This is a genomic window from Acidobacteriota bacterium (assembly GCA_039030395.1).
In the GTDB taxonomy this organism is placed as follows: domain Bacteria; phylum Acidobacteriota; class Thermoanaerobaculia; order Multivoradales; family JBCCEF01; genus JBCCEF01.
This window is the reverse complement of record JBCCEF010000003.1, coordinates 62286-87526: the sequence shown is the minus strand read 5'-3', so window position 1 is coordinate 87526 and position 25241 is coordinate 62286. Positions and strand designations below refer to the sequence as shown.

The following is a 25241-nucleotide window of genomic DNA, read 5'->3' as shown; positions in this document are numbered from 1 at the left end:
GGTCAGCGGTCGCCGCGACCACGCACCGTGCGGTCCCAGGTGGACATCCAGTCCGGGCCGTAGCGCTCCACGATGTCGCGATCGATCTCCGCCGGCACGATGCGGTTGAGCACGTCCTGCGCCCAGGCCGGCAGATCCTCCGCCGCCAAGTCGTTGCGCGCCGGCAGACGGAAGGCCTCGCGGGCGGCCAATTCCTGCGCCTCGGGGCTGCCCACCCACTCGATGAAACGACGGCCGAGATCCGGGTTGGGAGCGTTCTTCACCAACCCGATGGAATCGACGATGATCGGCGTGCCGCTGGCCGGAAAGGCGAAGGACAGGGGAAGCTCCCGCTCCCGCTGCCACAGGGCGTCGGTCAACTCCCACACCGTCAACTGGCCTTCCTGGCGCACCAGCTTCTCGACCATCAGCACCGGGTTGAGGACGTACTCCTTGGTCTGGGCGTCGAGGCGCAGCAACCAGTCGAAGCCCTCGCGGGTGTCGCCGGTGGTGCGCAAGGAGCGTTCGAGGATCGTGCCGAAGAAGATCCGCATGGTGCCACTCGCTAGCGGATCGCGGATCAGAATCTGATCGTCGAAACGCGGCGCCAGCAGGTCATCCCAATCGCGCGGCGCGTCCTCTTCGCTGATCGCGGCGGAGTTGTAGAGCAGCACCGGCGCGGTGCGGTAAACGGCAAAGAAACGGTCCTCCGGGTCGTTGAAGCCCTGCGGAATGGCGTCCGCCCAGGTCGGCTGGAAAGGCTCGAAGAGGCCCTCCTCGGCCGCCCGGGCGAAAATCGTCGACGGCCCGCCGAACCACACGTCCGCCTGCGGATTGGCGGTCTCCGAACGCACCCGGTCGTAGACCTCCTGCGACCCCATGTCGAGCCAGCGCACGTCGACGCCGGGATTTTGCGCCTCGAAGGTCTCCTCGAAGAGGGTCAGCAGATCCCGCCCGTGAGGGGAGTAGATCAGCAACCGCTCGGTGGAGTCGCCGCCGCCGCAGCCGCCGAACAGGGTGACCGCCAGCAAAAACATCGCCAAAGATCTCATCGGGTACCTCCAGACGCCGCCACTGCGGGTGCCCCCGGCCTCGCGTCAGCCAACGCGAGGAGGTTGGCGAACAGCCGATAGCCACCGGGCACGCCGGCCGGAAGCTGCCGGAAAAAAGCCAGGCCGGTGTAGATGTACAAGCCTTCGCCCACCGGCGCTACCAGCAGGCCGCCGCGCAGCGACTCACCGCCAGGATCGGCCATCGCCAGGAGGGGGGTAAAGGCCTCGTCCCAGGTGTCGGCCATGTAGAGGGAGCGCTCCTGCACCCAGCCGAGCCAGTCGCCTTCGTTCAGGCGGTTCGGCCGATGGAACACCGGATGGTCCGGCTGCAAGAGCTCAACCGCTGCCGTTTCGTCGGTCACCCGGCCGTGGGGGCGGGCGATGTCGAGGGCGAGCGGAGCGTAGGCGCCGCGCACGAAGTCGTACTGCTGGTACTGCACCAGCAGCAGGCCGCCGGCGCGCAGCCAGTCGAGGAGGCGCGGGTTGGCGCTGGTCAGAGCCGCGTCGGTCTCGTAGGCCCGGCTGCCGACAACGATGGCGTCGTAGGGCGACAGATCGCCGCCGGCCAGGGTCTCCGGCGCCAGCAGCTCCACCGGCAGCCCCACTTCCGCGAGGGCCTCAGGCACCCGATCCGACGCGCCGCGGATGTAGCCGATGCGCCCCAGATCCGGCAGGGTCAGTTCCATTGCGGCGATCCTCACCTCCGCCGGTCGCGGCTCGACGGTGGGCACCACATGGCGGTACTCGATCACCGGCAGACCGAGTCCGTAGCGCGTCTCCCCGGCGCGGGTCGCGACCACCGCCACCGGCCGGAGGGAATAGGAACCCGGTGCGAAGTCCGCCGGCGGAGAGACCGTCATCCGCACCGCCTCGCTGGTTCCCGGCCGCAGCTCAAAGGGAACCGGATCGACCGCCGGCCAACCCGGCGGCACCGCCAGCTCGACCCGGCCGTTCATCGCCTCGGCGGCGCGGGAGGTCAACAGAATCTCCAAGGCGCGCGTCTCGCCGTCGTTCACCGGCCACACCCGCAGGTCCCGCTCGACGGCGACCTCGATCGCCGGCACCACCCGCAGGGGCCGCCGGATCTCCCCTTCGGCCTGGTCCCGGCGGCGGTGGACCACCTCGCGGTCGAGGACGATCTGTCGCCCGTTGACGGTGAGGTGGAAGCGCGCTTTCAGCAGAGGAGGGCCAAAGGGCTCGCCCCGCACCCTGGACGGGACACCGCTCCAGTCGTAGAGGTCACCGTCGCGCGGAGAGCGCAGAAAGTACGGCACGCTGGCTGGGGCGTTCTCCGGCACCGTGGCCCGGAAGGCGCTCAGGTGGAAGCCCTTCTCCGGCTGGTTCGTACTCTGGAAGCGCGCCGCCCAGCCGGAGCGTTCCGGCAGCTCCGCGAGATCCGTGATCATCTCAATTTCCGTCGGACTCACCAGCTCGATCGCATCGAGGGACACCCAGGTTCCGGCGCCGGTTCCTGGCGGCGGTTTCCACAGCGCCGTTTCGAGCAGGAAGTCGGAGCCCGGCACCAGCAACTCGGCGTCGGTGTAGGCGTCGCGGGCGATGCCGGCCGAGGCCGCCACCAGCTCAGAGGCCACGGCAATCTTCTCGTCGATCAGATCCGCCGCGGGAGAGCCTGAGGCGGCCGCGAAGCGTGCCGAGTGCAGGGCATCGAGCAGTTCCACAGCCATCGGCAGCACCCGGTCGAGATCCGCTGGGGTCAACACTCCGTAGGCCGCCCGGGCGAATTCCGCGGCCCGAGCGAGATGACCTTCGACGGCCTGTCGCGCCTCCCCTTCCGGTAGGGTCTCGGCGATCGCTTCGAGGCGGGTGTCGATGCCCGCGAAGGGTTCATCGCCCTCCACTCCGGCGCCGCCGTCGGCCCACGTCAGGCGGCCCTCCTGCGGTCCGATCGGCTGCAGCATGCCCATGTCCTGACAGCGGTGCTGGCTGCGGCTTTCCATCGCGATCTGGAAGATCGACCGGCCGCCGACGGGCTCCACCCGCGACAGCTCGAAGTGCGCCGTCGCCCCCTCGGGATTCCACCAGGCGGCGCGGTAGAACGCTTGCGGACTCCACGGCGGCAGCCCTTCCTCGATCAGGTGGGGGAAGGCTTGCGGGTCGCCGGCCAGCTCGTAAATCTCCTCGGCGACGACGCCGGAAGCCTGGTGCTGACCGTGGCCGGCCCGCGCATCCGGCGGGAAAACCGCCACCAGCACCTGCGGCTTGAAGCGCCGGACGATGCGCACGGAGTCTTCCAGCAGCACCTCCCGCGGCCAGCGTTCGAAGGTCTCCTCCAGCGAACGGGTATAGCCGAAGTCATAGGCGCGGGTGAAGTACTGCCGAGCGCCATCGATACGCCGAGCCGCCTGCAGTTCGCGGCTGCGCAAGAGACCCAGACCCTCGCCGAGTTCCGGCCCGATCAGGTTCTGGCCGCCATCGCCGCGGGAAAGCGACAGGTACGCGGCCTCGCCCCCGAGGCCGCGGGACACCAGGGCGAGGAGGGTGGTGTCCTCGTCGTCCGGATGGGCGGCGATGATCATCAACCGCTTGTGAATCTGGAGCTTGGCGAGGGCCGCCTCGATGCGCTCCAGCCCGCCGGTGGTGGGCGGGGAGTAGGGATCCGGCCCCGGCACCCCGCCTCGAGCCGAAATGGGGAAAACGAAAAGAAGGGCGAGCAGAGCGAAACCGACCCATCCGGGAAAGGTCCGAAGGACAGCACGCGAAGGGGTTGAGCAGAGCACCGGAGGAATCAACCGTCCTGATCGTCAAAATGTGAACGCTTCGAGGGTGAGAGAAACTCACGCGAGAAGGAAAGTCTAGCACGCGGTCCGCACCCCGCCGGCGGGCGAAACGCCGCGGAAAGGGGTATCCTTTCAGTGCCATGATTGACTCCCAAGTCGTGACCGCGGCCAAGCCAGACGAACAGCAAGTCCTCGATGCATTCCGGCGCTGGGGCTACCTCGAAGCCGAGCTCGATCCCCTCGGCCGAATCCCCACTTCGCCCTTCGGCCAGCTCGACCTCGAAGGCGAAGCGGCGGACCGCGGGCGCCGGTTCTACTGCGGCCCGATCGCCGTGGAGTTCATGCACATCCCGGATCCGAAGCGCCGGCACTGGATCCAAGAGCGCATGGAGAGCGAGGCCCCGGAGGTGGACTCCGAGCGCATTCTCGATCGGCTGATGCGGGCCGAGATCTTCGAGCAGATGATCCAGTCCCGCTACCTGGGCTCGAAGCGTTTTTCCATCGAGGGAGTGACGGCGATCATCCCGTTCCTCGAAGAGGTGTTGAACACCGCCGCCGACCTGGGAGCCACCCACTCGGTGATGGCGATGAGCCACCGCGGCCGCCTCAACGTGATGACCCACGTCGTGGGCGTGCCCTTCGAGCACATCTTCGCCGGATTCGAGGACGTGGACCCGAAGAGCGTGCTGGGCGGCGGCGACGTGAAGTACCACATGGGCGCCACCGGCACCTTCCAGACCGCCGGCGGCCGCGAGGTCCACATGCATCTGGCCTCGAACCCCAGTCACCTGGAAGCGGTGGATCCGGTCGCCATCGGCCGGGTGCGCGCCAAGCAGACGCGCCTCGGCGATAACGAGCGCACTCGAGTGGTGCCGATCATCCTGCACGGCGACTCGGCCTTCGCCGGCCAAGGGGTGCTGGCGGAGGCCTTGAACCTGGCGGAAATCGATGGCTTCTCCGTCGGCGGCACCGTCCACGTGATCGTCAACAACCTGATCGGCTTCACCACCGAACCGCATGCCTATGGCTCCACCCGCTTCGCCACGGATGTGGCGCTGCGCTTGCCGATCCCCATCTTCCACGTCAACGGCGAGGACCTCGCCGCGGTGGCGCGCACCGCCCGGCTGGCGGCGGAGTATCGCTACGCCTTCGGCAGCGAAGTGGTGGTGGACGTGATCGGATATCGGCGCCACGGCCACAGCGAGATCGACGACCCCACCATCACCCAGCCCAAGCTCTACCGCGCGTTGAAGGATCACCCGCCCCTGTGGCAGATCTACGCCGAGCGCATCGGCCTCTCCGCGGAGGAGCGCGAAGCGAAAGTCCAGGCCATTCGTGACGACCTCGAACAGGCCCACAAAAAGGCCGGTTCCATGGAGAAGAAGCCCGCCCTGGCTCACCACCCGGAGTACTGGGACGAATACCAGGGAGGGCTTTACGATCCCGCCTACGAGGTCGACACCGGCGTCGACGCAGCGACCTTGGGCGCCGTCGCCCAGGGGTTGGTGCAGGTGCCCGACGGCTTCGACGTGCACCCCAAAGTCCAAAAGCTGCTCGAATTGCGGGCGGAAATGGGAGCTGGGAACAAGCCCGTGGACTACGGCATGGCGGAAGCCCTCGCCTTCGGTTCGCTGCTTGAGGAAGGCGTACCGGTGCGCCTCTCCGGTCAGGACAGCCGCCGCGGCACCTTCAACCAGCGCCACGCGGTGCTGATCGACGTTCAGGACGAAAGCGAAGTCGTCCCCCTCGCCGGCCTGGCGCAGGGAGGCGCCTTCTTCGAGGTCTACGACTCGATGCTCTCGGAAGCGGCGGTGATGGGCTTCGAATACGGCTTCAGCCGCGACTACCCGGAGACCCTGGTGTTGTGGGAAGCGCAGTTCGGCGACTTCGTCAACGGCGCGCAGATCATCATCGACCAGTTCGTCTCCGCCGCCGAGGACAAGTGGGGCCTGCTCTCCGGCCTGGTGCTGCTGCTACCCCACGGCTACGAGGGCCAGGGGCCGGAGCACTCGAGCGCTCGCGTCGAACGCTTCCTCGCCCTTGCCGCCGAGGACAACATGCAGATTTGCCAGCCTTCGACAGCGGGCCAGTACTTTCACCTGCTCCGCCGGCAGGCGCTGCGCTCCTGGCGCAAGCCGCTGGTGGTGTTCACGCCGAAGTCCATGCTGCGGCACAGAGATTCGGCCTCGGAGCTGGCGGTCTTCGAAGCGCCGCGCTTCCGGCCGGTGGTCGCCGACCCGAAGATCGAGAACGCCCAGCGCATCCTCATCTGCAGCGGCAAGATCGGCCACGAAATGATCCGCCAGCGGCAGAAGCTCGGCGACGACACCACCGCCGTATTCTTCCTCGACCAGTTCTACCCTTTCCCGAAGATAGAGCTCCAGTCTGAGCTGGAAAAACATCCGGAAGCTCGGCAGCTCATTTGGGTCCAGGAAGAACCCGCCAACATGGGCGGCCTGGAGTTCGTCATCCCGCGCCTGCGCCACTCCGTGAGCGACCGCCTACCGGTGAGTTCCATCAAGCGCTCCGCCAGCGCCAGCCCCTCCACCGGCTCCGCCAAGGCCCACGCCATCGAACAGAGAACGCTGTTGGAGCTGGCCTTCCCGCGGAAGACCGAAGAGGGCTAGACCTCTAGGAGCCAGCCGCCGGCCGCGCCCAGCGCTCCCACAGCACCGAAGCGACGATCGCCAGCAGACCGGCGAAGGCGTTGAGGGCTACATCCCGCCAGTCGAAAAAGCGCTCCGGCACAAAGTGCTGGAGCAGCTCGTCCGTCCAGCCGAGAAACGCCGTCGCGCCGAAGGCCAGCCACGCCGCCGGCCGGAGCGGCCGGCGCAGCGCGAAGCCCGCCAAGAGCAGGGCGCCGAGCAGGCCATACTCCAGAAAGTGAAAGGCCTCCTCCGGATAGGTCATGCGGAACAGAAACAGGCCATAGACCAGCCCCAAAGCGCCGAACAACAGCAACTCCCGCCGGTTCGGCCGGCGACCGTTCTTCAACACCCACACCACCCCCACCACCGCCGCCGTCACGAACAGGGCGGCGACGAAAAAGCGCAGCATCCCCTGCGCCCGCAACACATTCGCCACCGGCCGCCCAAAGGCCGCCATGGCGTAGATCGAGAGCATCACCAGAGCGGCCGCCCCAAAGAGGCGGCGCTGCCGGCGGGCGAGAGAAGAGACTAGATCGACCAAAGTCCGGCGACTCTAACAAGGGGATGGGGCGGTCCGGTGGCAAGGCATGGCGCAGAAGATCAGATTCCGACCCTGAGCCGCTCGTCCTCGACCGGACGCTTTTCGGGTACGAGCTCTCGTTTCAACAACCACGACGTCAGGAGACCCCACCGAATCAGTACGAAGCCAATAGCTGGGACAGCTCAACGAAACCCTTGATCGCAAGGCTCTCGGGATTGGCTCGGTGCAGAGCTTGCGGTGCCGATAAGCGAAGTGTGCGATTTCGCGCACCCATCTCCTCTCCAGCGCGCTCATAGCTGGTGACTTCCAGGTCGACCTGCATGGTGCCTGCGTCCGAGATCGCCAGAGGCCTCACGATCTCTGCTCGAAGCTCCTCCTGAGTGAGATCCAGGAATCCGTGGATGACGGCCACTCGCAGAAGCGCCTGCACTTGGTTGAAGCTCAGAAGAATTTCCGACGACCGGCGGAGTTCGCCCGATCTGCTGCGCTGCTCCCTGCGCAGCCTTCCGTCGCCATGCACCAGATAGACCGTCCGACCTCCTGAAAGGCCGCCGAGGTAGGTCACGGTCAGCACGGTCGTCTGGGGATCCGTATCGAACGAGAAAGTCCTCGAAACCTCTGCTTCGCTGGAGCCGCCGCTGGGTGACGGCGGAGCAAGAAAGACCCAGATGCCAGCAAAAGCCACCGCCAAAGCCAAAATGCGAAGTAGCTTCATGGTCAGAACTCCAGGCCGAAGCCATTCAACGGGTCAAAGGTGACTCCAGCGTGACAGTCGACCAGAACGAGGTCAAACCACAGGTCCGGACCGTAGGGTTCGGCGACTCCACGGGCAGGTCCGTGGAGGTGCAATATGCTGGAAGCTCGTGGCAGACTATGAGGTGTCGAATCCGGCCTATCGTCGGGCACCGAGGAGCAGCCATGAGAAGTGCTTCAGACCCTTCAAAACTCCAGATTCGGGGTCCAGCGACAGCCGTTGTCGTCATGATGCTGTGCCTCGCCTTCGCGGGCGGGGCCGATGCGGCGTCCGAGGCCGAGGGATGCCCGAACCAGGCCGCCGCCCTATACCTCGACGGCACCGGCTCCGCCCCGGTCGAAGTCGAGGCCTTGCGCGAGGAACTCGGTGAATTCGTCAACCACTGCAACTACACCCTCGCGACGAAAGACCTCGAAGAAGCCGTCGGCGATTGCGCCGTGACGGCGGTGACCATCGAAGGTTCGGAGCCCCTACCGCGTCTTCTGACCATGAACAAAGGCTGGGACGAAGTGTTAGGGCAGGAAGAAGTCAGCCCGTCGGACGGCGAAATGGCCTGGACCTGGACGGGCGACGCCCTGAACTGTGACGAGGCCGGATGACTGGATGGCGAAGGGGTGCAGGTGCTCCTTTGCGGCAAGGAGTTCGGCTTGAAAGACGGCGAGGAGAACGGTCCCAGGACGGTTGTCCAAGTCCGCTTCGAACCGGAGAGCGCACCCTAGCCTGAGCGACGGAACGCGGAAAACCTACCGACCCTCGGCCGGCAGCCGCTCGAAGCTCCCGGAGACCACCAACGGCGCCGGCGGCCAGTTGATGGTTTTGCCCGTTCCGATGTTCTCGCAGGTCGAGAGTTCCACCCGGAGGCTGCCGCGGACGCCATCAGCGTCGCTTCGCGTCTGGAGATAGCCTTTCGCACCGTCCTCATCCTCCGGCCGATCGACCTGAAATCCCAACCTCTCCTTGATGTGCTCGGCGGGGGTTGGAGGACGCTCCGAAGGGCGGCAGCGCAGCGTCTGATACCTGCCCCCGAGTTCCAACGAAAACACTAGATTCGTCCCGGAAGCAGGCCTCCCCTCGCCGTCGGTTACGACAGTGAAATCCCAACCCACCGCGCGAAGTTCGAGCCGGTCCTTCCCAACCCGACCGACCTCAGCGCCCGGACTGGCGTCGTCAAAACCCAATTCCGCAGGAACGCCGAAAAGCGACGAGGGAACCAACCCGAAAATGGGCAAGGCGGATCGCGGCTTCACCACGCGCACTTCGAAGGATGGGCTTCCGGAAGTTGCCGAGAACCTCTCCACGACCGACTCTTCCTTCTGAACCCCGATCACGAAGACGACTACGAGCAGCGCCAGCGCCCCGAAGACCAGCCATTTCTTCATGACACTGATTCTGACTGCGGAATATGGCAGCGATGGGGCAGCCGAAGGTTGGCACGGGTCAAGCTACTGCCTTTTCCGTGAAGCCTTAGGGGGACCAGTTCCCATCTGAAAATACAACTGAAGCTACAGCAGACAATCGGAGATCAACTCATCTCCAGGCAAACCGACGTGAACAATGAACCTACGAAGAACGCCTTGAAGCACCTTGATGCGCTAAACGACGACGAGATCGATTACTCCGACATTCCGGAGTTGGACGACGAATTCTTCCGCTCTGCACGAGTCGCCGTGCCGCCGGGCAAGAAGCAGCTCACCATCCGCCTGGATCGCGACGTCCTAAGCTGGCTGAAATCCCAGGGCCGGGACTATCAGAGCCGCATCGATGCCATCCTCCGGGCCTACTATGAGGCACATCGAGACGCCAGCAAATCTGAAAAACGGCCGGAGTACTGGCGTGGATACACATCCTGTCCGGCTACTTTCCCGCTATTGAGTTCCATCGGTCGACTCCTTGCCCAGCCAAAACGCAAACAGTCTCTTCAACCATCTTGCTCCACCCCGCACAATTGGATATAAATGCTAAAGGTCGAAACATAGCACGCAGCGAGCGACATAAGCATCATTGCATGAATTAATGCCTAGTAGGTACTACGAGGGAAGAGAATGCAGACTCCGAATCTCGCAGATTGGATGCAAGCCTGGGGATCAGTCGCCACAGCAGGAATTTCGTTCCTTCTGCTCCTTCAACTTGCAATTCTATGGAGACAACTGCGATCTGCCTCACAATGGAACAAGCTGAATGCAGCCTTCACATATTTTAGTACCGATGTCATCATGGACAGAGAGCGAGCTGCAAACGAAGCTCTTGGGATCTGCGACTTCGACCTTGTTAACTCCGACAATGCATTGACCGAAGCCCAACTCCTAACGCTCAAGAAAGACAAGGATGCATATCAGGAGGTAAAGAATTTTCTAAATATCATAGAAGACTATTCTACGGCCGTTCATCTTGGGGCCATCGACGAAGAGGCAGCCTACAATATGATCAGCGTACTTCTGACGCGATGGGTCAAGCTCTTGAGAACTTTCATCGATGATAGGCGAGTAATGCTCGGTAACGAGAGAATCTATGGAGAATTGGAGAGACTCTGCCAAGTGTGGGCTTGCAAGATGGACGAGGAAGACCAAGAAAGTGCGGCCAAAATGGAGCAAGTCAAGTCTGAAGCACGCCGAGGGGCTCCGAGAAAGGTCTGAGGGCCATCGCCTTTGTCGAATAGCAATTTGCCGTTGATCGAGCCCTCGAACGCGATCAATGGTCTATAGGATATCGAAAAGCCCTAAACGTGCCTGGAACCCCCCGGTCTATTTTTCTGCCTTGGGGATTGATCTCCTCAATCCATCTGTTTCCGCAGCACCGTCGGAATATCGTAGTCGTCTACGCTCGACCAGTTGGGGCCGTAGCCGCCACTGTCGTCGCCGCGGTTGTGGGCGATGGCCTTGCGGTAGAAGGGGACTTCCGGAGCTTCCGCCGCGACGACTTCTTCGCCTTCCGGCTTGGGGGCTGCTGGCGTCGGAGCCGCTTGGCGGGGGGCCGGGCGGGACTCGAAGAAGTCGTCGTCCGTGGCCGCCGCCACCGGGGTTTCGGTGAAGCCGCGGACGGGCTGCATTTCGCGGTCCATGTCGTCCAGGTCGCGGTCGAAGCCGGTGGCGATGACGGTGACTTTCATACCCTCTTCCAGGGATTCGTCGATCACCATGCCGGAGATGATGTTGGCCTCGGAGTCGACGGATTCCTGGATGATGCGGGCCGCCTCGGCCACCTCGTGCAGGGTGAGGTCGTGACCGCCGGAGATGTTGAGCAGCACCCCCCGGGCACCCTGGATGGAGGTTTCCTCCAGGAGCGGTGAGGAGATCGCCCGCTGGGCGGATTCGATAGCGCGGTTTTCGCCCTTGGCGATGCCGGTGCCCATCAGCGCCATGCCCATGCCGGTCATGATGGTGCGCACGTCGGCGAAGTCGACGTTGATCTCGCCGGGCACGGTGATCAGGTCGCTGATGCCCTGCACCGCCTGGCGCAGCACGTCGTCGGCGATGCGGAAGGCTTCGGACAGCGGGGTGCCACGCTCGACGAAGGACAGCAGCCGCTCATTGGGGATGGTGATCAGGGTGTCGACGGCGGAGCGCAGCTCGTCGACGCACTGTTCCGCGTAGCGCATGCGGCGCTTGCCTTCGAAGCCGAAGGGCTTGGTGACCACCGCCACCGTCAGGGCGCCGATTTCGGACGCCAGGGAGGCGATGATCGGTGCCGCGCCACCGCCGGTGCCGCCGCCGAGGCCGGCGGTCAGGAACACCATGTCGGCGCCGTCGAGGAACTCCAAGATCTTCTCGGTGTCTTCGAGGGCGGCTTTGCGGCCGATCTCCGGATCGGCACCGGCCCCCAGGCCGCGGGTGAGCTGCTTGCCGATCTGCAGCTTCATCGGTGCCCGGCAGTTCTGGAGCGCCTGCTGGTCGGTGTTGGCAGCGATGAATTCGATGCCGCGCAGCTCGGCGTCGATCATGCGGTTGACGGCGTTGCCGCCGCCGCCGCCGACGCCGATGACGCGGATCTTGGCCGGGAAGGACTCGCTCGGACCCTCGTCCAGGCTGACCGCCAGGTCGAGATCGCTCAGGGTGTCTTCGTCTTCGAAAAGGATCATTGGGCTACCCCCGTTCGGGTGGAAGTGGAAATGGTGGAAATCTGGATTCGGAGGGTCGTGGTCACGGTAGGGACCGACGGACCTTCCGGGAAAGTCATGGAATCGAATCGGGCTAGTCGGCGCTGGCGAAGTTTGGGCATTCGGGCGACCATCAGAGCAGGTCCTCGAACATGCCGCGCAGGCTGCCCATCACGCCCTTGACGCTGAAGCTCGCGCGGCGCTTGGGCTCCCGCCGACGGTCCATGTCGCGGCCCCACAAGAGCAGGCCGGAGGTGGCGCACCAGGCCGGGGAATTGATCACGTCGACCAGGCCGCCGAGGCCGCGCGGCAAGCCGTAGCGCACGCCGGTGTCGAAGATCTGCTCGGCCATTTCCACCAGGCCGTCGAGCTGCGCGCCGCCGCCGGAGAGCACCACGCCGCCGCGCAGCCGCTCGTCGAAACCGTGCTTGGCGAGGTCTTCGCGCACCAGCGAGAACAGTTCCTCGGCGCGCGGCTGGAGGATGCCGCAGAGTTCTTTCTTCGGTACCACCCGCTCGGCACCGCCGGCGACGCTCGGCACGGCCACCCCCTGCTGGTCGGTGACCATGGCAGCGACGCAGCAACCGTTCTTGACCTTGATGCGCTCGGCCTCGGAGAAGGGGGTGCGCAGCACCATCGCCAGGTCGTTGGTGAAGTGGCCGGCGCCGATCGGCAGCACGGCGCTGTGGTACGGCTCGGAATCCAAGAACAGGGCGTACTCGGAGGTGCCACTGCCGATGTCCAGGAGCAGAACGCCCAGCTCGCGCTCGTCCGGCGTCAGGACCGCCGCGGCGCAAGCCAGCGGCTCGAACACCATTTCGATCACCTCGATGCCGGCGCGATTGACACAGGTGAGCAAGGTCTTCGAGCGGGTGACGTTGCCGGTGACCAGATGGACCGTGACCTCCAATCGGCTGCCGAGCATCCCGAGGGGATCGCCGATGCCGCCCTGCTCGTCGACCAGGAACTCCTGCGGGATGGCGTGCAGGATTTCCCGGTCCGACGGCAACGCCGCCGCCTGGGCGGCGTCGAGCACCCGCTGGATGTCCTGGTGGGTGATCTCCCGGTCGCGGCGGGAAACGGAGACCATGCCGCGGGCGTTGACGCTTCGAATGTCCGCGCCGGCGACACCGACATAGGCGCGGGAGATCTCCACCCCGGCCATCACCTCGGCTTCTTCGCTCGCCGCTTTGAGGGCGTCGACGGTGGCCTCGACGTTGACGATGTTGCCCTTGCGGGTGCCGCGGTTGGGCGCTTCGCCGCGCCCCACCACTTCCATCGCCCCCTGCTCGTCCACTTGACCGATCAGTACACCGACCTTAGAGGAGCCGATATCGATTCCGACGTAGTAATCCTGAGGTTTGCTCATGTCACATCCTCTGCTCGTGAAACGCCCTGCCGGACGTAATTCGATGCATCCATGCCGGCTCCCCAACCGGCCTTGCCCGGTCGCAACACGATGCGACCGGCGAAGCGCAGATCCAAAGATTCAAGACCCGGATAGCGCGTTTCGATTTCCCCCAGAAGAAAGTTCAGTCGACCCGCCTTCGGTTCGATCTGTCCCGCCCGCACCAGTAGCGGAAAGGGCAACGCGTCCGTCAAGAGGCGCGCCTCGTCCGGCGCCAGCATTTCCACTTCCCGCACGCCCCGCGCCCAGGTGGGCTCGGCGGCCCGCAGTTCGGCCAACAGTCCGAGCGCTCCGGGCACCCCGACTCTCGGTTCCTCGCCGCCGGTGACCAGCGGCAGGTCGACCGCTCCCCTCTCGCCCTCCGCCTCGATCGGCCGGCCGGTGGCGTCCGTCAACCAGGCGGCCCCATCGATCGGCACCCGCGCCGCCGGCCGGCGCTCGACCACCTGCACCACCAGCCGTCCGGGCAGTTCCTTGGATACTTCCAGCCCGGCGATCCACGGATGGCCCGCCAGCCGGGCGTCCACTTCTTCGAGCGGCAGGATGAGCAGGTTGCGCCCGGCGAGCGGCTGGAGCGCCGCTTCGATCCAACCCAAGGGCACCTCTTCGGCACCGGCCACCACCGTCTCTTGGAGAGCGAAGCCCGGCGTCGAAACGGCCCAGTAGCCACCGCCCAACGGCAGGCCGACCAGGAGAACCGCCAGGGACAGTGGCCGCCACAGGGAGCGCAGCAGGCCGCGCTTCTTGCGCCGCGGCTTGACCGGCCGGCGGCGGAAGGGCAGCACCTGGCCGCCGGAGGGCTTGAGCGGTCCCAGCACGGTGCTCGGCCGCAGGGTCGGGTCGTCGCTCATTCCCCTCCCTCCGCGGCGCCGTCTTCGGCCAGGCGCAGCCCGAGCTTGTAGATGTCGCCGGCTCCCAAGGTGAGCACCACGTCCCCCGGTGACACGTCCTCGGCGACCAGCGGCGGCGCGTCCTGCCAGCGCGGGCAGTGGCTGACGTGCCGATGGCCGCTCGCCACCGCCGCCTCGATGATCTGCTCCGCCGACACCCCCGCGATGGGCTCCTCGCGGGAGCCGTAGATATCCGTCACGTAGGCCCGGTCCGCCGCCAGCAGGGCGCGACCGAAGTCCTCCGCGTGGTCCCGCGTGCGCGAGTAGAGGTGCGGCTGGAACACCGCATGGACGCGGCCCTCGGGGTAGCTCTGGTGCGCCGCCTGGAGAGTAGCCCGCACCTCCGTCGGGTGGTGGGCGTAGTCGTCGATCACCGCCGCGCCGCGCCAGGTTCCCAGATGTTCGAAGCGCCGGTGGACGCCGCTGAAGGAGGCCAGGGCCTCGCTGATGCGAACGAAGTCCACCTCCATCGCTAGCCCCACGGCGATCGCCGCCAGGGCGTTGCGCACGTTGTGCTCGCCGGGCATCGGCAGCTCCACCTCGCCGAGGATGCCGCTCTGCGAGCTGCGCACCTTGAAGCGGGTGCCGCCGACGGTGGCTTCGAGGTCGTAGGCGGCGAGTTCCGCCTGCGGCGACAGGCCGTAAGTGACCACCCGGCGGCGGCGCAGGGCCGGCAGCAGGGTTTGGATGTTGGGATCGTCCAGGCACAGGATCACCCGGCCGAAGAACGGCACCCGGTTGGCGAATTCGCTGAAGGCCTCGCGGATGGCCTCGAGATCCGGATAGGTGTCGAGATGCTCGCGGTCGATGTTGGTGACCACCGCGATCACCGGGTGGAGACGAAGGAAGCTGCGGTCGTACTCGTCCGCCTCGGCCACCAGGTAGTCGCTCTGGCCGAGACGGGCGCCGGTGCCCAGGGCGCGTACCCGCCCGCCGACGATCACCGTCGGGTCCAACCCGGCGTCGGTGAGGACGGTGCCGATGAGCGAGGTGGTGGTGGTCTTGCCGTGGGTGCCGGCCACCGCCACGCCGTATTTGAGGCGCATCAGCTCGGCGAGCATCTCCGCCCGACGCACCACGGTGACGCCTCGGCCGCGTGCCGCCTTGACCTCGGGGTTGTTTTCATTGACGGCGGAGGAGATGACCAGCAGGTCCACTCCGCCGTTCAGGTTCTCTGCCGAGTGCCCCTGACACACCCGCGCGCCGAGCCCCTCGAGGCGGGCGGTGACGTCCGTGGCAGCCAGGTCCGAGCCGCTGACTTCGAAGCCATTGTCGAGCAGGACCTCGGCGATGCCGCTCATGCCGGTGCCGCCAATGCCGACGAAGTGAAGCCGGCGGAGGCCGAAGCGTTGAAAGATCATCGCCCCCTCCCTCTCGCTGCCAGCTCCTCGACGCGGTCGGCAATGGCCGCGGCGGCGTTCGGCGGCGCCAGGCCGCGAGCCGCTCGCCCCATTGCCGCCACTCGCTCGGGGTCCTCGAGCAGTCCGAGGAGCACTTGCTCCAGCCGGCTGCCGGTCGAGCCTTCACCGGTCCGGACGACGACGGCAGCACCGGCATCGGCGAGATGCCGGGCGTTGTTGATCTGGTGCCCGCCGGCGAGGGCCAGGGGAACGAGCACCGAGGGGCGGCCGGCGGCGCAGATCTCCGCCGTGGTGATCGCTCCGGCGCGGGAGATCAGCAGATCCGCGGCGGCCACTTCGTTCACCACCGCCGGCAGGAAGCCCGCCACCCGGAAGCGCCCGGCAGCGTCCTCCGCGGCGTCGGCACCGGACGCGTCGAGACCGGCTGCCGCATAGGCCGCGAGGGTCGCCTCCTCTTTGCCGCGGCCGGCTTGGTGCAGCACCGTCAGCCCGGGGAAACGGTCGGCAAGGCCGGCGAGGGCGCGGGGCACCTCCTCGTTGAGCTCCACCGCACCCTGGCTGCCGCCGAGGACCAGCACCCGGATCGCCTCGCCAGGGGCTGAGCGCTCGGGCACCGCGTGGAACTCCTGGCGCACCGGAACGCCGGTGACCCAGGCCGGGCAGTGCAGGCGGTCCGCCGTCGCCGAGTAGGCCACCGCCGCGCCGCTCGCCCAGCGCGACAACCAGCGGTTGGCGACCCCCGCCTCGGCATTGGGCTCGACCAACAGGCTGGGGCAACCGGCGAGGCGCGCGCCGATCACCGCCGGCGCCGAAACGTAACCGCCGGTGCCCACCGCCACGTCCACCCCCAGGCGACGGATCCGGCGGCGCGCCGCCAGCGCCGAGCGCCCGGTGGTGACCAGGGCACCGAGCTGGCTGAGCATCCCGCGGCCCACCAGCGGCCGTGCCGGCAGGGCATCGAAGGTGCCGCCGCGCTCCGTCACCAGGCGCGCTTCCAAGCCGTCGGCGGAGCCGGTGAATCGGGTGGACCAGCCGCGGATGGTGAGTTCGTCGGCCACCGCCAGGGCGGGGAAGACGTGGCCGGCGGTGCCGCCACCGGCGAAGAGTGCGAGATGACCGCTCATGCGTGCTCCGAGATGTTCAAGAGCAGGCCGCAGGCGGCCAGGGTCATCACCAACGACGAACCGCCGTAGGAGATGAAGGGCAGCGGAATGCCCTTGGTCGGCAGCAGCGCCACGGCGACGCTGGTGTTGATGATCGCCTGCATGACGATGCTGGTGGTCAAGCCCCAGGCGAGGTAGCGGCCGAAGAGGTCCGGCGCCCGAAGGCCGGCCCGCACGCCACGCCACAGGAACACCATGAACAGGCCTACCACCGCCAGGGCGCCAACCATCCCCAGTTCCTCGGCGACGATGGCGAAGACGAAGTCCGAGTGGGGATAGGGCAGAAAGTACTGCTTCTGCATACTGCCGCCGAGGCCCAGGCCGGTCACCCCGCCGGAGCCGACGGCGATCAGCGACTGGAGCGCCTGGTAGCCGGTGTTCAGGGGATCCTTCTCCGGATCGAGGAAGGCGAACAAGCGCTCGCGCCGGTAGGGCACGGCGATCACCAGCACGTAGACCAGCGGAATCACCACCGCCGCCGCGGCGATCAAGTAGCGCCAGGCGAGGCCCGCCAGGAACACCATGGTGAAGGAGACGGCCACCATCAGCACGGCGCTGCCGAGGTCTGGTTCGAGCACCACCAGGGCGCCAAACAGACCGGTCACCACGGCGCAGGGCAAGAGCAGCGTCTTGTGATTGACGTGGTCGATTTTGCGATCGATCTGGTAGGCCAGGAACAGCACCAAGGCGATCTTCGCCCCCTCGGACGGCTGGATCGAGAACGGTCCGACGAAGAACCAGCGGCTGGTGCCGTTGACCTCCGGCGAGAACAACACCGCGATCAGGGCGAGGAGCGCCAGCCCGAGGGCGCCGTAGACCACCGGCACGTTGCGCAGCCGGCGGTAGTCGAGGTGCATCAGCGCCGCCATCAACAGGCAACCCAAAACTGCCGCCGCCGCCTGTTTGGCGAGGAACGGGTTGACCGATAGGCCGCGTTCGCGAGCCACCGCCGCGCTCGCCGAATACACCATCACCAATCCGAAGCCGACGAGCAGGACGATCACCGTGAAGAGCCATTTGTCAAAGGCGAGCTTCTTCGCCATGGGGCCCTCCGAACCGCGCCGCGGCTCCGCCGACGACGGCTGAAACCAGTTGCTGGAAGTGCTCGCCCCGCTGGGCGAAGCTCGAAAACTGATCGAAACTGGCGCAGGCCGGCGACAGGAGCACGACGTCCCCCGGCTGCACCTTGCCGGCGGCGGAAGCGACCGCCGCGTCGAGGGTGCCGGAACGCTCCATTGGCGCTGCCCCGGCGAGGACCCGCTCGAAGGCACCGGCGGCCTCGCCGATCAGGTACACCCGCCGCGCCTTGCGCGCCACCGGCAGGGCGAGGGCCGAGGGATCCTCCCCCTTGGCACGGCCGCCGAGGATGAGATGGACGGCGCCGTCGGGCAGATCCTGCAGGGACTTGATGGTGGCCGAGGCGTTGGTGCCCTTGGAGTCGTCATACCACGCGACGCCGCGGGCGAAGGCCACCCGCTGCATGCGGTGCGGCAGCCCGCGGAAGGTCGCCAGGCCTTCGCGCAGGGCGGCCGGCGGCACTTCGGCGGCGCGCGCCAGAAGCGCCGCCGCCATAGCGTTCTCCAGGTTGTGGGCACCGGCCAGCGGCACCTCCGAGCGCTCGAACAAGAACTCCGGTGCGGCGTCCGGCGAGATCTCCATCACCCGGCCGTCGTCCAGACAGCAACCGTCGGCCACCGGCTCGGTGGTCGAGAACCAGCGCACCCGCGGTCCGCCTTCGAGTTCGCTCGCCGAGGCCTTCGCATGGACGTCCCCGGCGTTGAGCACGGCCACGTCGCCAGCGCCCTGGCGGCGAAAGATCCGCCGCTTAGCGGCGACGTAGTCGTCGAAGGCAGCGTAGCGGTCCAGGTGATCCGGCGCCACGTTGAGGAGCGCCGCCGCTTGCGGCCGGAAGGTGTCCGTTGCTTCGAGTTGGAAGCTCGACAGTTCGACGACGAAGGAACGGCCCGGCGACCCCTCGACCCGCGCTGAAAGCGGCTCACCGATGTTGCCGCACACTTCCGTCTCGTGACCGGCCGCTCGCAGCATGGCTCCGGTGAGAGCGGTGGTGGTGCTCTTGCCGTTCGAGCCAGTGATCGCCACCAGGGGTCCGGCGACCAGCGGGAAGGCCAGCTCGACCTCCGCCAGCACCGGCACCCCGCGGCGCCGCGCATCGGCGAGGAGCGGCCGGTCCGGCGGCACGCCGGGGGAGAGGATCACCGCGTCCACGCCCTCCGGTAGCTCCCGCGGATCGTCACCAGCGAGCACCTCGACGTCCGGCCCTTCGCGCAGAGCCAGTTCCTCGGCGCCGCGGCGGTCGACGCCCACCACCGCCACGCCACGCGCCCGCAGCAGGCGCATGGCCGCCACCCCGGACACTCCCAGCCCGTAGACCAGAACGCGCCGCCAGGGCGGCCACGGAACGGAGTGGGAAGCGTGCTCGTTCATCGCAGTTTGAGGGTCGAGAGAGCGATCAGGGCGAAGACGGCGGCGAGAATCCAGAAGCGGACGATGATCTTCGGCTCAGCCCAGCCGGCAAGTTCGAAGTGGTGATGCAGCGGGGCCATGCGGAACACCCGACGGCCGGTGAGCTTGAAGGAGGCCACCTGCAGAATCACCGACAGGGCTTCGAGCACGAAGATGCCGCCGACCAGCACCAGGACGATCTCTTGCTTGGCGAGGATCGCCACGATCCCGATGGCGGCGCCGATGGAGAGGGATCCGACATCGCCCATGATGACTTCCGCCGGGTGGGCGTTGAACCACAGAAATCCGACCCCGGCCCCCACCAAGGCGGCGCAGAACACCGCCACCTCACCGGCGCCGGCGACGTACTCCACCTGGAGATAGGAAGCCACCACTCGGTTGCCGGCCACATAGGTGAACACCGCGTAGGTCGAGGCGGCGATCAGGGTGACCCCGATGGCCAAACCGTCCAGCCCATCGGTCAGATTCACGGCGTTCGACGAACCCACCAGAATCAACACCACGAAGGGGATGTAGAGAATCCCCAAGGGCAAGACCACCTCTTTGAGGAAGGGGAGCGCCAGACTGTCGCTGAAGGCGTAAGCGTCAGGCAGGCCGCGCAGGGCGAGGGCGGCGCCGACGGCAGCCAGCACCTGGAAGGCGAACTTGGCCCGCGCCGTCAGGCCCAGGTTGCGGTGACGGCGAACCTTCAGAAAATCGTCGGCGAAGCCGACGGCGGCGAAGGCGACGGTGACCGCCAGGGCAATCCAAACATAGAAGTTGGTGAGGTTCGCCCACAACAACGTCGAAACGACCAGCGCCGCAAGGATCAGAATACCGCCCATGGTCGGAGTTCCGGCTTTGATCTGGTGGCTCTCCGGACCTACATCGCGAATGTTCTGGCCGATGGACATCGCCCGCAGAGTCCGGATGAAGCGCGGGCCGAGGAGCAGCGACAGGAGCAGCGCCGTCACGATCGCCCCGGCGGCCCGGAAGGTGATGTACCGGAAAACGTTGAAAGCGGCGAACTGATCGGCGAGCGGCACCAGCAGGTGGTAGAGCATCAGGCCTTCCCCCCTGCCTCGTCGGCATCTTTTTGCCGCAGGGCGGAGACCACCTCTTCGAGGGCAACGCCGCGAGATCCCTTGACCAGCACCACGTCGCCCTCGGTCACCTGGCCGACGGCCCACTTCGCCGCCGCCGCGGCATCCTTGAACCACTTGGCCGCGGCACCGCCGGCCTTCGCCCCGGCCACCAGCGCCTTCGCCTCTTCACCCACTCCGGCGATCGGCGAATAGCCCGCCTCGGCGGCCTGTCCTCCGACTTCGCGGTGGAAGCGCTCCGTCTCGGGTCCGAGTTCCCGCATCTCGCCGAGCACCGCCCAGCGGCGCTTACCGGACAGGGCGGCGACGCCTTCGAGGGCCGAGATGGCGGCTTCGGGATTGGAGTTGTAGGAGTCGTCGACCAGAGTCGCTCCCAGCTTCAACTTGTGGACTTCGCCCCGGCCGGCGACCGGGCGCACGTCGCCCAGAACCGCGGCGATGTCCTTGACATCGACTCCCAAGGCGAACGCACAGGCCGCCGCCGCCAGCGCGTTGGCGATGTTGTGGGAGCCGATCAGCGGCAGCTTCACGGCCACGTCGCGACTGCCCAGGCGCATGCGGAAGCGGCTACCGGGCCGCTTGCCACGCAGCGGCTCGACCTCGTGAACCGAAGCGTCGAGGGTCGGGCGGGTGGGCGGCGCGCCGTCCGCTTCCGTTTCGATCTGCGGCACCGGCGGCTCCACCGTGGCGGGATAGCCGAACCACACCACCCGGCAAGGGACCTCACGGCTGGCCGTCGTTTCCAGGTGCCGCAGCACCACCCGGCAAACTTGGCGGTCGTTGGCGTTGGCGACGATAATGCCGCCCGGCTGCAGCCCGTCGAGGATCTCCGCCTTGGCTTCGGCGATCGCATCGAGGGTGCCGAAGAACTCCAGGTGGGCCGGGCGCACATTGAGGAGCATCGCCACTTCCGGGCGCCCCAAGCGGCTGATCTCGCGCAGTTCCCCGGGGGTGGACATGCCCATCTCCGCCACCATCCACTCGGTGTCGTCCGGGATATTCAACAGGGCGAGGGGAAAGCCGTACAGGTTGTTGAGATTGCCCGGACTCTTGGCGACCCGGAAGCGTCGCTTGAGCATTGCCGCCAGCAGCTCTTTGGTGGTGGTCTTGCCGGCGGAACCGGTGATCGCCACCAGCCGCTCGGGGACCTGCTTGCGCACCGCCCGGGTGAGGTCGTGAAGGGCCTGGAAGGTATCCGGCACCTGGATCAGCACCGACTCCGCCGGCGCTTCGGTGGAGCGTTCGACCACCGCCGCCGCCGCGCCGGCGGCGAGGGCGGAGCGCACGTAGCGGTGCCCATCGGTGCGCTCGCCGGGCAGCGCGAAAAACAGCTCGCCCCCACGCACCGCCCGGGAGTCGATGGCGACCCCCTCGAAGACGGCGCCGGCAGCGGTCACGGAGGTAGCCCCCATGGCCGCTGCCGCCTCAGCCACCGACCGCCTCACCGTACCTCTCCTCGAGGGCCTCCAAGGCCTCCTCGCGATCGCTGAAGGCGTGCTCGACGGCGCCCAGCGTTTGGGTTTCCTCATGTCCTTTGCCGGCGATCAGAACGGCCTGATCGTCGCGTGCCACGGCCACCGCCCGGCGGATCGCCTCGCGCCGGTCGGGTACCACCCGGTAGAGATGGTTGCCGCTGTCGACCAGGCCCTTCTCGACCTCCTTGATGATCGCCAGGGGATCCTCGCTGCGCGGGTTGTCGGAGGTGACGATGGGTAGCTCCGCCAGCTCGCCGGCGATCCGCCCCATGGTGCGGCGCTTGCCCGGATCGCGATCGCCGCCGCAGCCAAAAACCACCACCAGCTTGCGGCCGGTCAGTTCGGTGAGCGACTCGATCGCCGCCCGCAGGGCCTCCTCGGTGTGAGCAAAGTCGATGAACACCGGCACCGCGCCGCCGCCGGCCACCGGCTCCAGGCGGCCGGGCAACGGGGCGAAAGCGGCACAGGTCCGGGCGATCGAGCGCGGATCGAGTCCCAACGCCAGGGCACCGGCGATGGCGGCGGTGAGATTCTCCAGATTGAAGCGCCCCAGGAGCGGCGTTCCGATCTCCAGATCGCCGGCCGGTGTGGTCAGCCGAGCGCGGGTGCCGGTGGCATCGAAGTCGACATCGAGCACCGCCACGTCCGCCGGCGCGCCCTGGCTTGAGTAGCTGAACAGCCGGCCGTCTTTGCGCACTTCTTCCAGCTCGTCGACCAGGCGCCGGCCGAAGGAATCGTCGACGTTGGTGACCGCCCAGCCGCCGGATCGCAAGCGATCAAACAGCGAGCGTTTGGCGGCGAAGTAGCTCTCCAGATCGCCGTGCAGGTCGAAGTGGTCGCGGGTCAGGTTGGTAAATACCGCCAGATCGAAGGTCACCTCGTCGAGGCGGCCGAGAGCCAGGGCGTGGGACGACGCTTCCATCACCAGCGATTCGGCGCCGAGGTCGGCCATCCGACGGAGGAGCCGGAAGAGATCGGACGGCTCCGGCGTGGTGCGCGCCGCCGGTTCCATCAAGCCTTGGAAACGATAGCCCAGGGTGCCGACGATGCCCGCCGGCCGAGCGGCGGCGTCGAGCATCGCCTTGAGCAGCGCCGCCACCGTGGACTTGCCGTTGGTGCCGGTGACCCCGGCCATCAGCAGGTCCCGATCCGGCCGCCGCCACATTCGCGCGGCGAGAGCACCGAGGAGCCGGTGCGGAGACTCCGCCGTCAGCCAAAGAGCATTCTCGGCCTCGTGGGATGGCGCGTTACCGTGCGGCACCAAGACCGCGACGGCCCCGGCGGCCAGCGCCGCGGGAGCAAACGCAGCACCGTCGTGGCGCTCGCCCTGCCAGGCAACGAACAGATCGCCGGCCATCACCCGGCGCGAGTCGTGGGCGATGCCGGTGATCTCCGGATCGTCGCCGGAGAATCCGGAGATCGGCAGCTCGGCGATCAGTTCAGACAGCTTCACGGCGCCCCTCCGGCGGTCGCCGCAGCCAGCGAAGTCCAATCCGGCGCGGGCGCTTCCAGCGCCGCGGTGCGTGAACGCGTCTCGCCCGGCCACCGTTCGGGCTTGTCGCGTTCCGGGCGCACCCCCCGATAGAGCAGGATTTGCTCGACCATGGCGGAAAACACCGGCGCCGCCACGTCGCCACCGTGGTACCAGGGCGGCCGCGGCTCGTCGATCACTACCGCCGCCACCACCTCCGGCCGGCGGGCCGGCGCGAAGCCGGCGAAGCTCGCCACGTAGCGGCCGGGCAGGTAGCGGCCGGTCTGAGAGACCTTCTGGGCGGTGCCGGTCTTGCCGGCCACGGTGTAGCCGGGGATCGCCGCCGCCTTGCCGGTGCCGCCTTCCAGGATCACGCTCTCGAGCAGCCGCTCCACCTCGCGAGCGGTACTCGAGGTCACCGGCCGACCGACCACTTCCGGCTGGGTCACTACCGGCGCTTTGCCCTCGGCCCGTACTTCCGCCACGATGTACGGCCGCATCAGGCTGCCGCCGTTGGCCACCGCGCCGAAGGCCGAGGCGAGCTGCAGAGCGGTGATCGAGATCTCGTGACCGAAGGAGACGTAGGCCCGGGAGAGAGACCACCACTTGTCGAGCGGATGGAGGATCCCGGAGCTCTCGCCGGGCAGGTCAATGCCCGTGCGCCGGCCGAAGCCGAAGGCGTGGGCGGCGTCGTAGAGCCGTTCGTCGCCCAGCTTCATACCGGCCTTGATGGCTCCCACGTTGCTCGACTTGGCGATCACCTCGCGGAAGGTGAGGCGACCGAAGGGCTTGTGGTCCTTGATGCGGGTACTGCCGTAGGTGATACCGCCCATCTCGCAGTCGATGACGTCCGCCGGATCGATCAGGTTAGCCGCCAGAGCGGCCGAGGCGGTGACCATCTTGAAGGTCGAGCCGGGCTCGTAGGAGGACTCGATGGCAAAGTTCTGGCGATGCTCCTTCGGAGCCTCGGCGAAGCGATTGGAGTCGAAGGACGGTAGCGAGGCCATCGCCAGCACAGCCCCTGTATTGGGGTTGAGCACCACCGCCATGGCGCGCCGGGCGTGGTGCTTCTCGACCGCCTCGGCGAGGGACCGCTCGACGACGTGCTGAATCGAGGCATCCAGGGTGAGCACCAGATCGTGGCCCGGCTGCGCCGCCGACGCGGCGAGGTCCGGCGAGATCGCGGTCGAGGCCTTGGCGTCGCGCAGCACCGTGCGGCGGCCGGCGCGACCGGTCACCGCCGCGTTGTACTCCAGCTCGAGCCCCGCCAGGCCGGCGTTGTCGGTGCCCACATAGCCGAGCACCGGCGCCGCCAGGGTTCGGTTCGGGTAGTAGCGCTTGCTCTCCTCGGCGAAGAACACGCCGGGCAGAGCGAGGGCGCGCAGGGCCTCGGCCTTGGGAGGATCGAGACGACGCCCCAGGTAGACGAAGGACTTGTTGTCCTTGGCGAGTTCAGCGGCAATCTCCGTCACCGGGACCTCGAGCACTTCGGCGACCTGCTGGGCGATCTCGCCGCGGCGCTCTTCCGGCACGCGAGCGGGATCCGCCCAGGCGGAATCCACCGGCACGGACACCGCCAGCTCCCGCCCGGCGGCGTCGAACACCGTGCCGCGGGAGGGATCGAGATCGACTACCCGCTGATGCTGGCGGCGCGCCTTTTCGCTGTACTGGTCGTGATCGACGATCTGCAGCCCCACCAGCTTCGCCGTCAGGGCGACACACCACAGGCCGATCACGGCGACGACGATGCGCAGCCGGGCGTTCACCGCAACTCCTCCCAGAACAGCACCCGGTCGGCGTTGGCGCGCACCATTTCCAGCTCGGAGGTGGCGCGGCTTTCGATCAGCTCAGGGCTCTCGATGTAGGCCGCTTCGAGCTGAAGCTGGCGGTGCAGGCGGGCCTTCTCGTGCAGCTCCTTTTCCAGCCGGTCGATGCGGAAACCGGTTTCCAGCACCTGCAAGTGGAGCCAGGTGAAGGTGAGCAAACCGAGACCGAACGGAATCAGCAGAGCCAGCACCAGCGCCAGTTCGCGCACCCGCTTCCGGTCGCGCTCACGCACGAGGTACTCGTTCTCGACCGGGCGCCGGTAGGCGTAAGCGTTG

General features: G+C 67.2%; 20 protein-coding genes and 1 pseudogene. 4 read left to right on the top strand and 17 right to left on the bottom strand.

Annotated features, from left to right (window positions below; all coding sequences use genetic code 11):
- Positions 1 to 2: 2 nt before the first annotated feature.
- A complete protein-coding gene (locus tag AAF481_04690) occupies positions 3 to 1031 on the bottom strand; it encodes an extracellular solute-binding protein (protein MEM7480448.1) in 1029 nt (342 codons plus the stop codon).
- Positions 1028 to 3661: a PIG-L family deacetylase gene (locus tag AAF481_04685; GenBank protein MEM7480447.1), complete on the bottom strand. Its 2634-nt coding sequence runs from the start codon at positions 3659 to 3661 to the stop codon at positions 1028 to 1030. The genes AAF481_04690 and AAF481_04685 overlap by 4 nt, the downstream gene beginning before the upstream one ends.
- Before the next feature lie 248 nt (positions 3662 to 3909).
- On the opposite strand from AAF481_04685, the gene AAF481_04680 reads away from it, so the two are divergent.
- A complete protein-coding gene (locus AAF481_04680; protein ID MEM7480446.1) occupies positions 3910 to 6396 on the top strand; it encodes a 2-oxoglutarate dehydrogenase E1 component in 2487 nt (828 codons plus the stop codon).
- A 4-nt stretch (positions 6397 to 6400) separates the two neighbouring features.
- Here AAF481_04680 and AAF481_04675 read toward each other — a convergent pair whose 3' ends face one another.
- Entirely contained in the window at positions 6401 to 6958 is a 558-nt protein-coding gene (locus AAF481_04675) for a VanZ family protein (GenBank protein MEM7480445.1), read from the bottom strand.
- A gap of 154 nt (positions 6959 to 7112) precedes the next feature.
- On the bottom strand, positions 7113 to 7673 hold the full coding sequence (locus tag AAF481_04670; GenBank protein MEM7480444.1) for a hypothetical protein: 561 nt from the start codon (positions 7671 to 7673) through the stop codon (positions 7113 to 7115).
- A 203-nt stretch (positions 7674 to 7876) separates the two neighbouring features.
- Here AAF481_04670 and AAF481_04665 point away from each other — a divergent pair, with 203 nt between their 5' ends.
- Entirely contained in the window at positions 7877 to 8311 is a 435-nt protein-coding gene (locus tag AAF481_04665) for a hypothetical protein (protein MEM7480443.1), read from the top strand.
- 144 nt (positions 8312 to 8455) lie between these two features.
- Here the strand turns inward: AAF481_04665 and AAF481_04660 are convergent, their stop codons facing one another.
- Complete coding sequence (locus tag AAF481_04660; GenBank protein ID MEM7480442.1) at positions 8456 to 9091, bottom strand: hypothetical protein; 636 nt, start codon at positions 9089 to 9091, stop codon at positions 8456 to 8458.
- Between the two features lie 168 nt (positions 9092 to 9259).
- Between AAF481_04660 and AAF481_04655 the strand changes: the two are divergent.
- Both AAF481_04655 and AAF481_04650 read left to right on the top strand, forming a co-directional pair.
- Positions 9260 to 9511 (top strand): annotated as a pseudogene (locus AAF481_04655) (BrnA antitoxin family protein).
- A 243-nt stretch (positions 9512 to 9754) separates the two neighbouring features.
- Positions 9755 to 10345 carry a DUF4760 domain-containing protein gene (locus AAF481_04650; protein MEM7480441.1) on the top strand — a complete coding sequence of 197 codons (591 nt, stop codon included), beginning with the start codon at positions 9755 to 9757 and terminating at the stop codon, positions 10343 to 10345.
- Between the two features lie 137 nt (positions 10346 to 10482).
- On the opposite strand, the gene ftsZ is transcribed toward AAF481_04650, so the two are convergent.
- From ftsZ to AAF481_04590, 12 genes are all read right to left on the bottom strand, one after another.
- A complete protein-coding gene (ftsZ, locus tag AAF481_04645) occupies positions 10483 to 11787 on the bottom strand; it encodes a cell division protein FtsZ (GenBank protein ID MEM7480440.1) in 1305 nt (434 codons plus the stop codon).
- A gap of 151 nt (positions 11788 to 11938) precedes the next feature.
- Positions 11939 to 13174 (bottom strand): cell division protein FtsA, encoded by a 1236-nt coding sequence (ftsA, locus tag AAF481_04640; GenBank protein ID MEM7480439.1) that lies wholly within the window; start codon positions 13172 to 13174, stop codon positions 11939 to 11941.
- Positions 13171 to 14064: an FtsQ-type POTRA domain-containing protein gene (locus AAF481_04635; protein ID MEM7480438.1), complete on the bottom strand. Its 894-nt coding sequence runs from the start codon at positions 14062 to 14064 to the stop codon at positions 13171 to 13173. Before AAF481_04635 ends, ftsA begins: the two co-directional genes overlap by 4 nt.
- A complete protein-coding gene (gene murC / locus AAF481_04630) occupies positions 14061 to 15464 on the bottom strand; it encodes a UDP-N-acetylmuramate--L-alanine ligase (GenBank protein ID MEM7480437.1) in 1404 nt (467 codons plus the stop codon). The genes AAF481_04635 and murC overlap by 4 nt, the downstream gene beginning before the upstream one ends.
- Entirely contained in the window at positions 15461 to 16588 is a 1128-nt protein-coding gene (gene murG / locus AAF481_04625; GenBank protein ID MEM7480436.1) for an undecaprenyldiphospho-muramoylpentapeptide beta-N-acetylglucosaminyltransferase, read from the bottom strand. The genes murC and murG overlap by 4 nt, the downstream gene beginning before the upstream one ends.
- On the bottom strand, positions 16585 to 17670 hold the full coding sequence (ftsW, locus tag AAF481_04620; protein MEM7480435.1) for a putative lipid II flippase FtsW: 1086 nt from the start codon (positions 17668 to 17670) through the stop codon (positions 16585 to 16587). The genes murG and ftsW overlap by 4 nt, the downstream gene beginning before the upstream one ends.
- Positions 17648 to 19072, bottom strand: a complete 1425-nt coding sequence (gene murD / locus AAF481_04615) for a UDP-N-acetylmuramoyl-L-alanine--D-glutamate ligase (GenBank protein ID MEM7480434.1) — start codon at positions 19070 to 19072, stop codon at positions 17648 to 17650. The genes ftsW and murD overlap by 23 nt, the downstream gene beginning before the upstream one ends.
- Positions 19069 to 20154, bottom strand: a complete 1086-nt coding sequence (gene mraY, locus AAF481_04610) for a phospho-N-acetylmuramoyl-pentapeptide-transferase (GenBank protein ID MEM7480433.1) — start codon at positions 20152 to 20154, stop codon at positions 19069 to 19071. Before mraY ends, murD begins: the two co-directional genes overlap by 4 nt.
- Positions 20154 to 21638: a UDP-N-acetylmuramoyl-tripeptide--D-alanyl-D-alanine ligase gene (gene murF, locus AAF481_04605; GenBank protein ID MEM7480432.1), complete on the bottom strand. Its 1485-nt coding sequence runs from the start codon at positions 21636 to 21638 to the stop codon at positions 20154 to 20156. Before murF ends, mraY begins: the two co-directional genes overlap by 1 nt.
- Positions 21619 to 23121 (bottom strand): UDP-N-acetylmuramoyl-L-alanyl-D-glutamate--2,6-diaminopimelate ligase, encoded by a 1503-nt coding sequence (locus AAF481_04600; protein MEM7480431.1) that lies wholly within the window; start codon positions 23119 to 23121, stop codon positions 21619 to 21621. Before AAF481_04600 ends, murF begins: the two co-directional genes overlap by 20 nt.
- Entirely contained in the window at positions 23118 to 24905 is a 1788-nt protein-coding gene (locus tag AAF481_04595; protein MEM7480430.1) for a penicillin-binding protein 2, read from the bottom strand. The genes AAF481_04600 and AAF481_04595 overlap by 4 nt, the downstream gene beginning before the upstream one ends.
- Positions 24902 to 25198 (bottom strand): hypothetical protein, encoded by a 297-nt coding sequence (locus AAF481_04590; protein MEM7480429.1) that lies wholly within the window; start codon positions 25196 to 25198, stop codon positions 24902 to 24904. The genes AAF481_04595 and AAF481_04590 overlap by 4 nt, the downstream gene beginning before the upstream one ends.
- Positions 25199 to 25241: the final 43 nt, after the last annotated feature.

Bases quoted from the DNA above. Each gene is read 5' to 3' on its own strand.
- AAF481_04690 (MEM7480448.1), bottom strand. From the start codon at position 1,031: ATGAGATCTTTGGCGATGTTTTTGCTGGCGGTCACCCTGTTCGGCGGC.
- murG (MEM7480436.1), bottom strand. From the start codon at position 16,588: ATGAGCGGTCATCTCGCACTCTTCGCCGGTGGCGGCACCGCCGGCCAC.
- murD (MEM7480434.1), bottom strand. From the start codon at position 19,072: ATGAACGAGCACGCTTCCCACTCCGTTCCGTGGCCGCCCTGGCGGCGC.
- ftsA (MEM7480439.1), bottom strand. From the start codon at position 13,174: ATGAGCAAACCTCAGGATTACTACGTCGGAATCGATATCGGCTCCTCT.
- ftsW (MEM7480435.1), bottom strand. From the start codon at position 17,670: ATGGCGAAGAAGCTCGCCTTTGACAAATGGCTCTTCACGGTGATCGTC.
- AAF481_04665 (MEM7480443.1), top strand. From the start codon at position 7,877: ATGAGAAGTGCTTCAGACCCTTCAAAACTCCAGATTCGGGGTCCAGCG.
- mraY (MEM7480433.1), bottom strand. From the start codon at position 20,154: ATGCTCTACCACCTGCTGGTGCCGCTCGCCGATCAGTTCGCCGCTTTC.
- AAF481_04635 (MEM7480438.1), bottom strand. From the start codon at position 14,064: ATGAGCGACGACCCGACCCTGCGGCCGAGCACCGTGCTGGGACCGCTC.
- AAF481_04680 (MEM7480446.1), top strand. From the start codon at position 3,910: ATGATTGACTCCCAAGTCGTGACCGCGGCCAAGCCAGACGAACAGCAA.
- murC (MEM7480437.1), bottom strand. From the start codon at position 15,464: ATGATCTTTCAACGCTTCGGCCTCCGCCGGCTTCACTTCGTCGGCATT.
- ftsZ (MEM7480440.1), bottom strand. From the start codon at position 11,787: ATGATCCTTTTCGAAGACGAAGACACCCTGAGCGATCTCGACCTGGCG.
- AAF481_04660 (MEM7480442.1), bottom strand. From the start codon at position 9,091: ATGAAGAAATGGCTGGTCTTCGGGGCGCTGGCGCTGCTCGTAGTCGTC.
- AAF481_04650 (MEM7480441.1), top strand. From the start codon at position 9,755: ATGCAGACTCCGAATCTCGCAGATTGGATGCAAGCCTGGGGATCAGTC.
- AAF481_04670 (MEM7480444.1), bottom strand. From the start codon at position 7,673: ATGAAGCTACTTCGCATTTTGGCTTTGGCGGTGGCTTTTGCTGGCATC.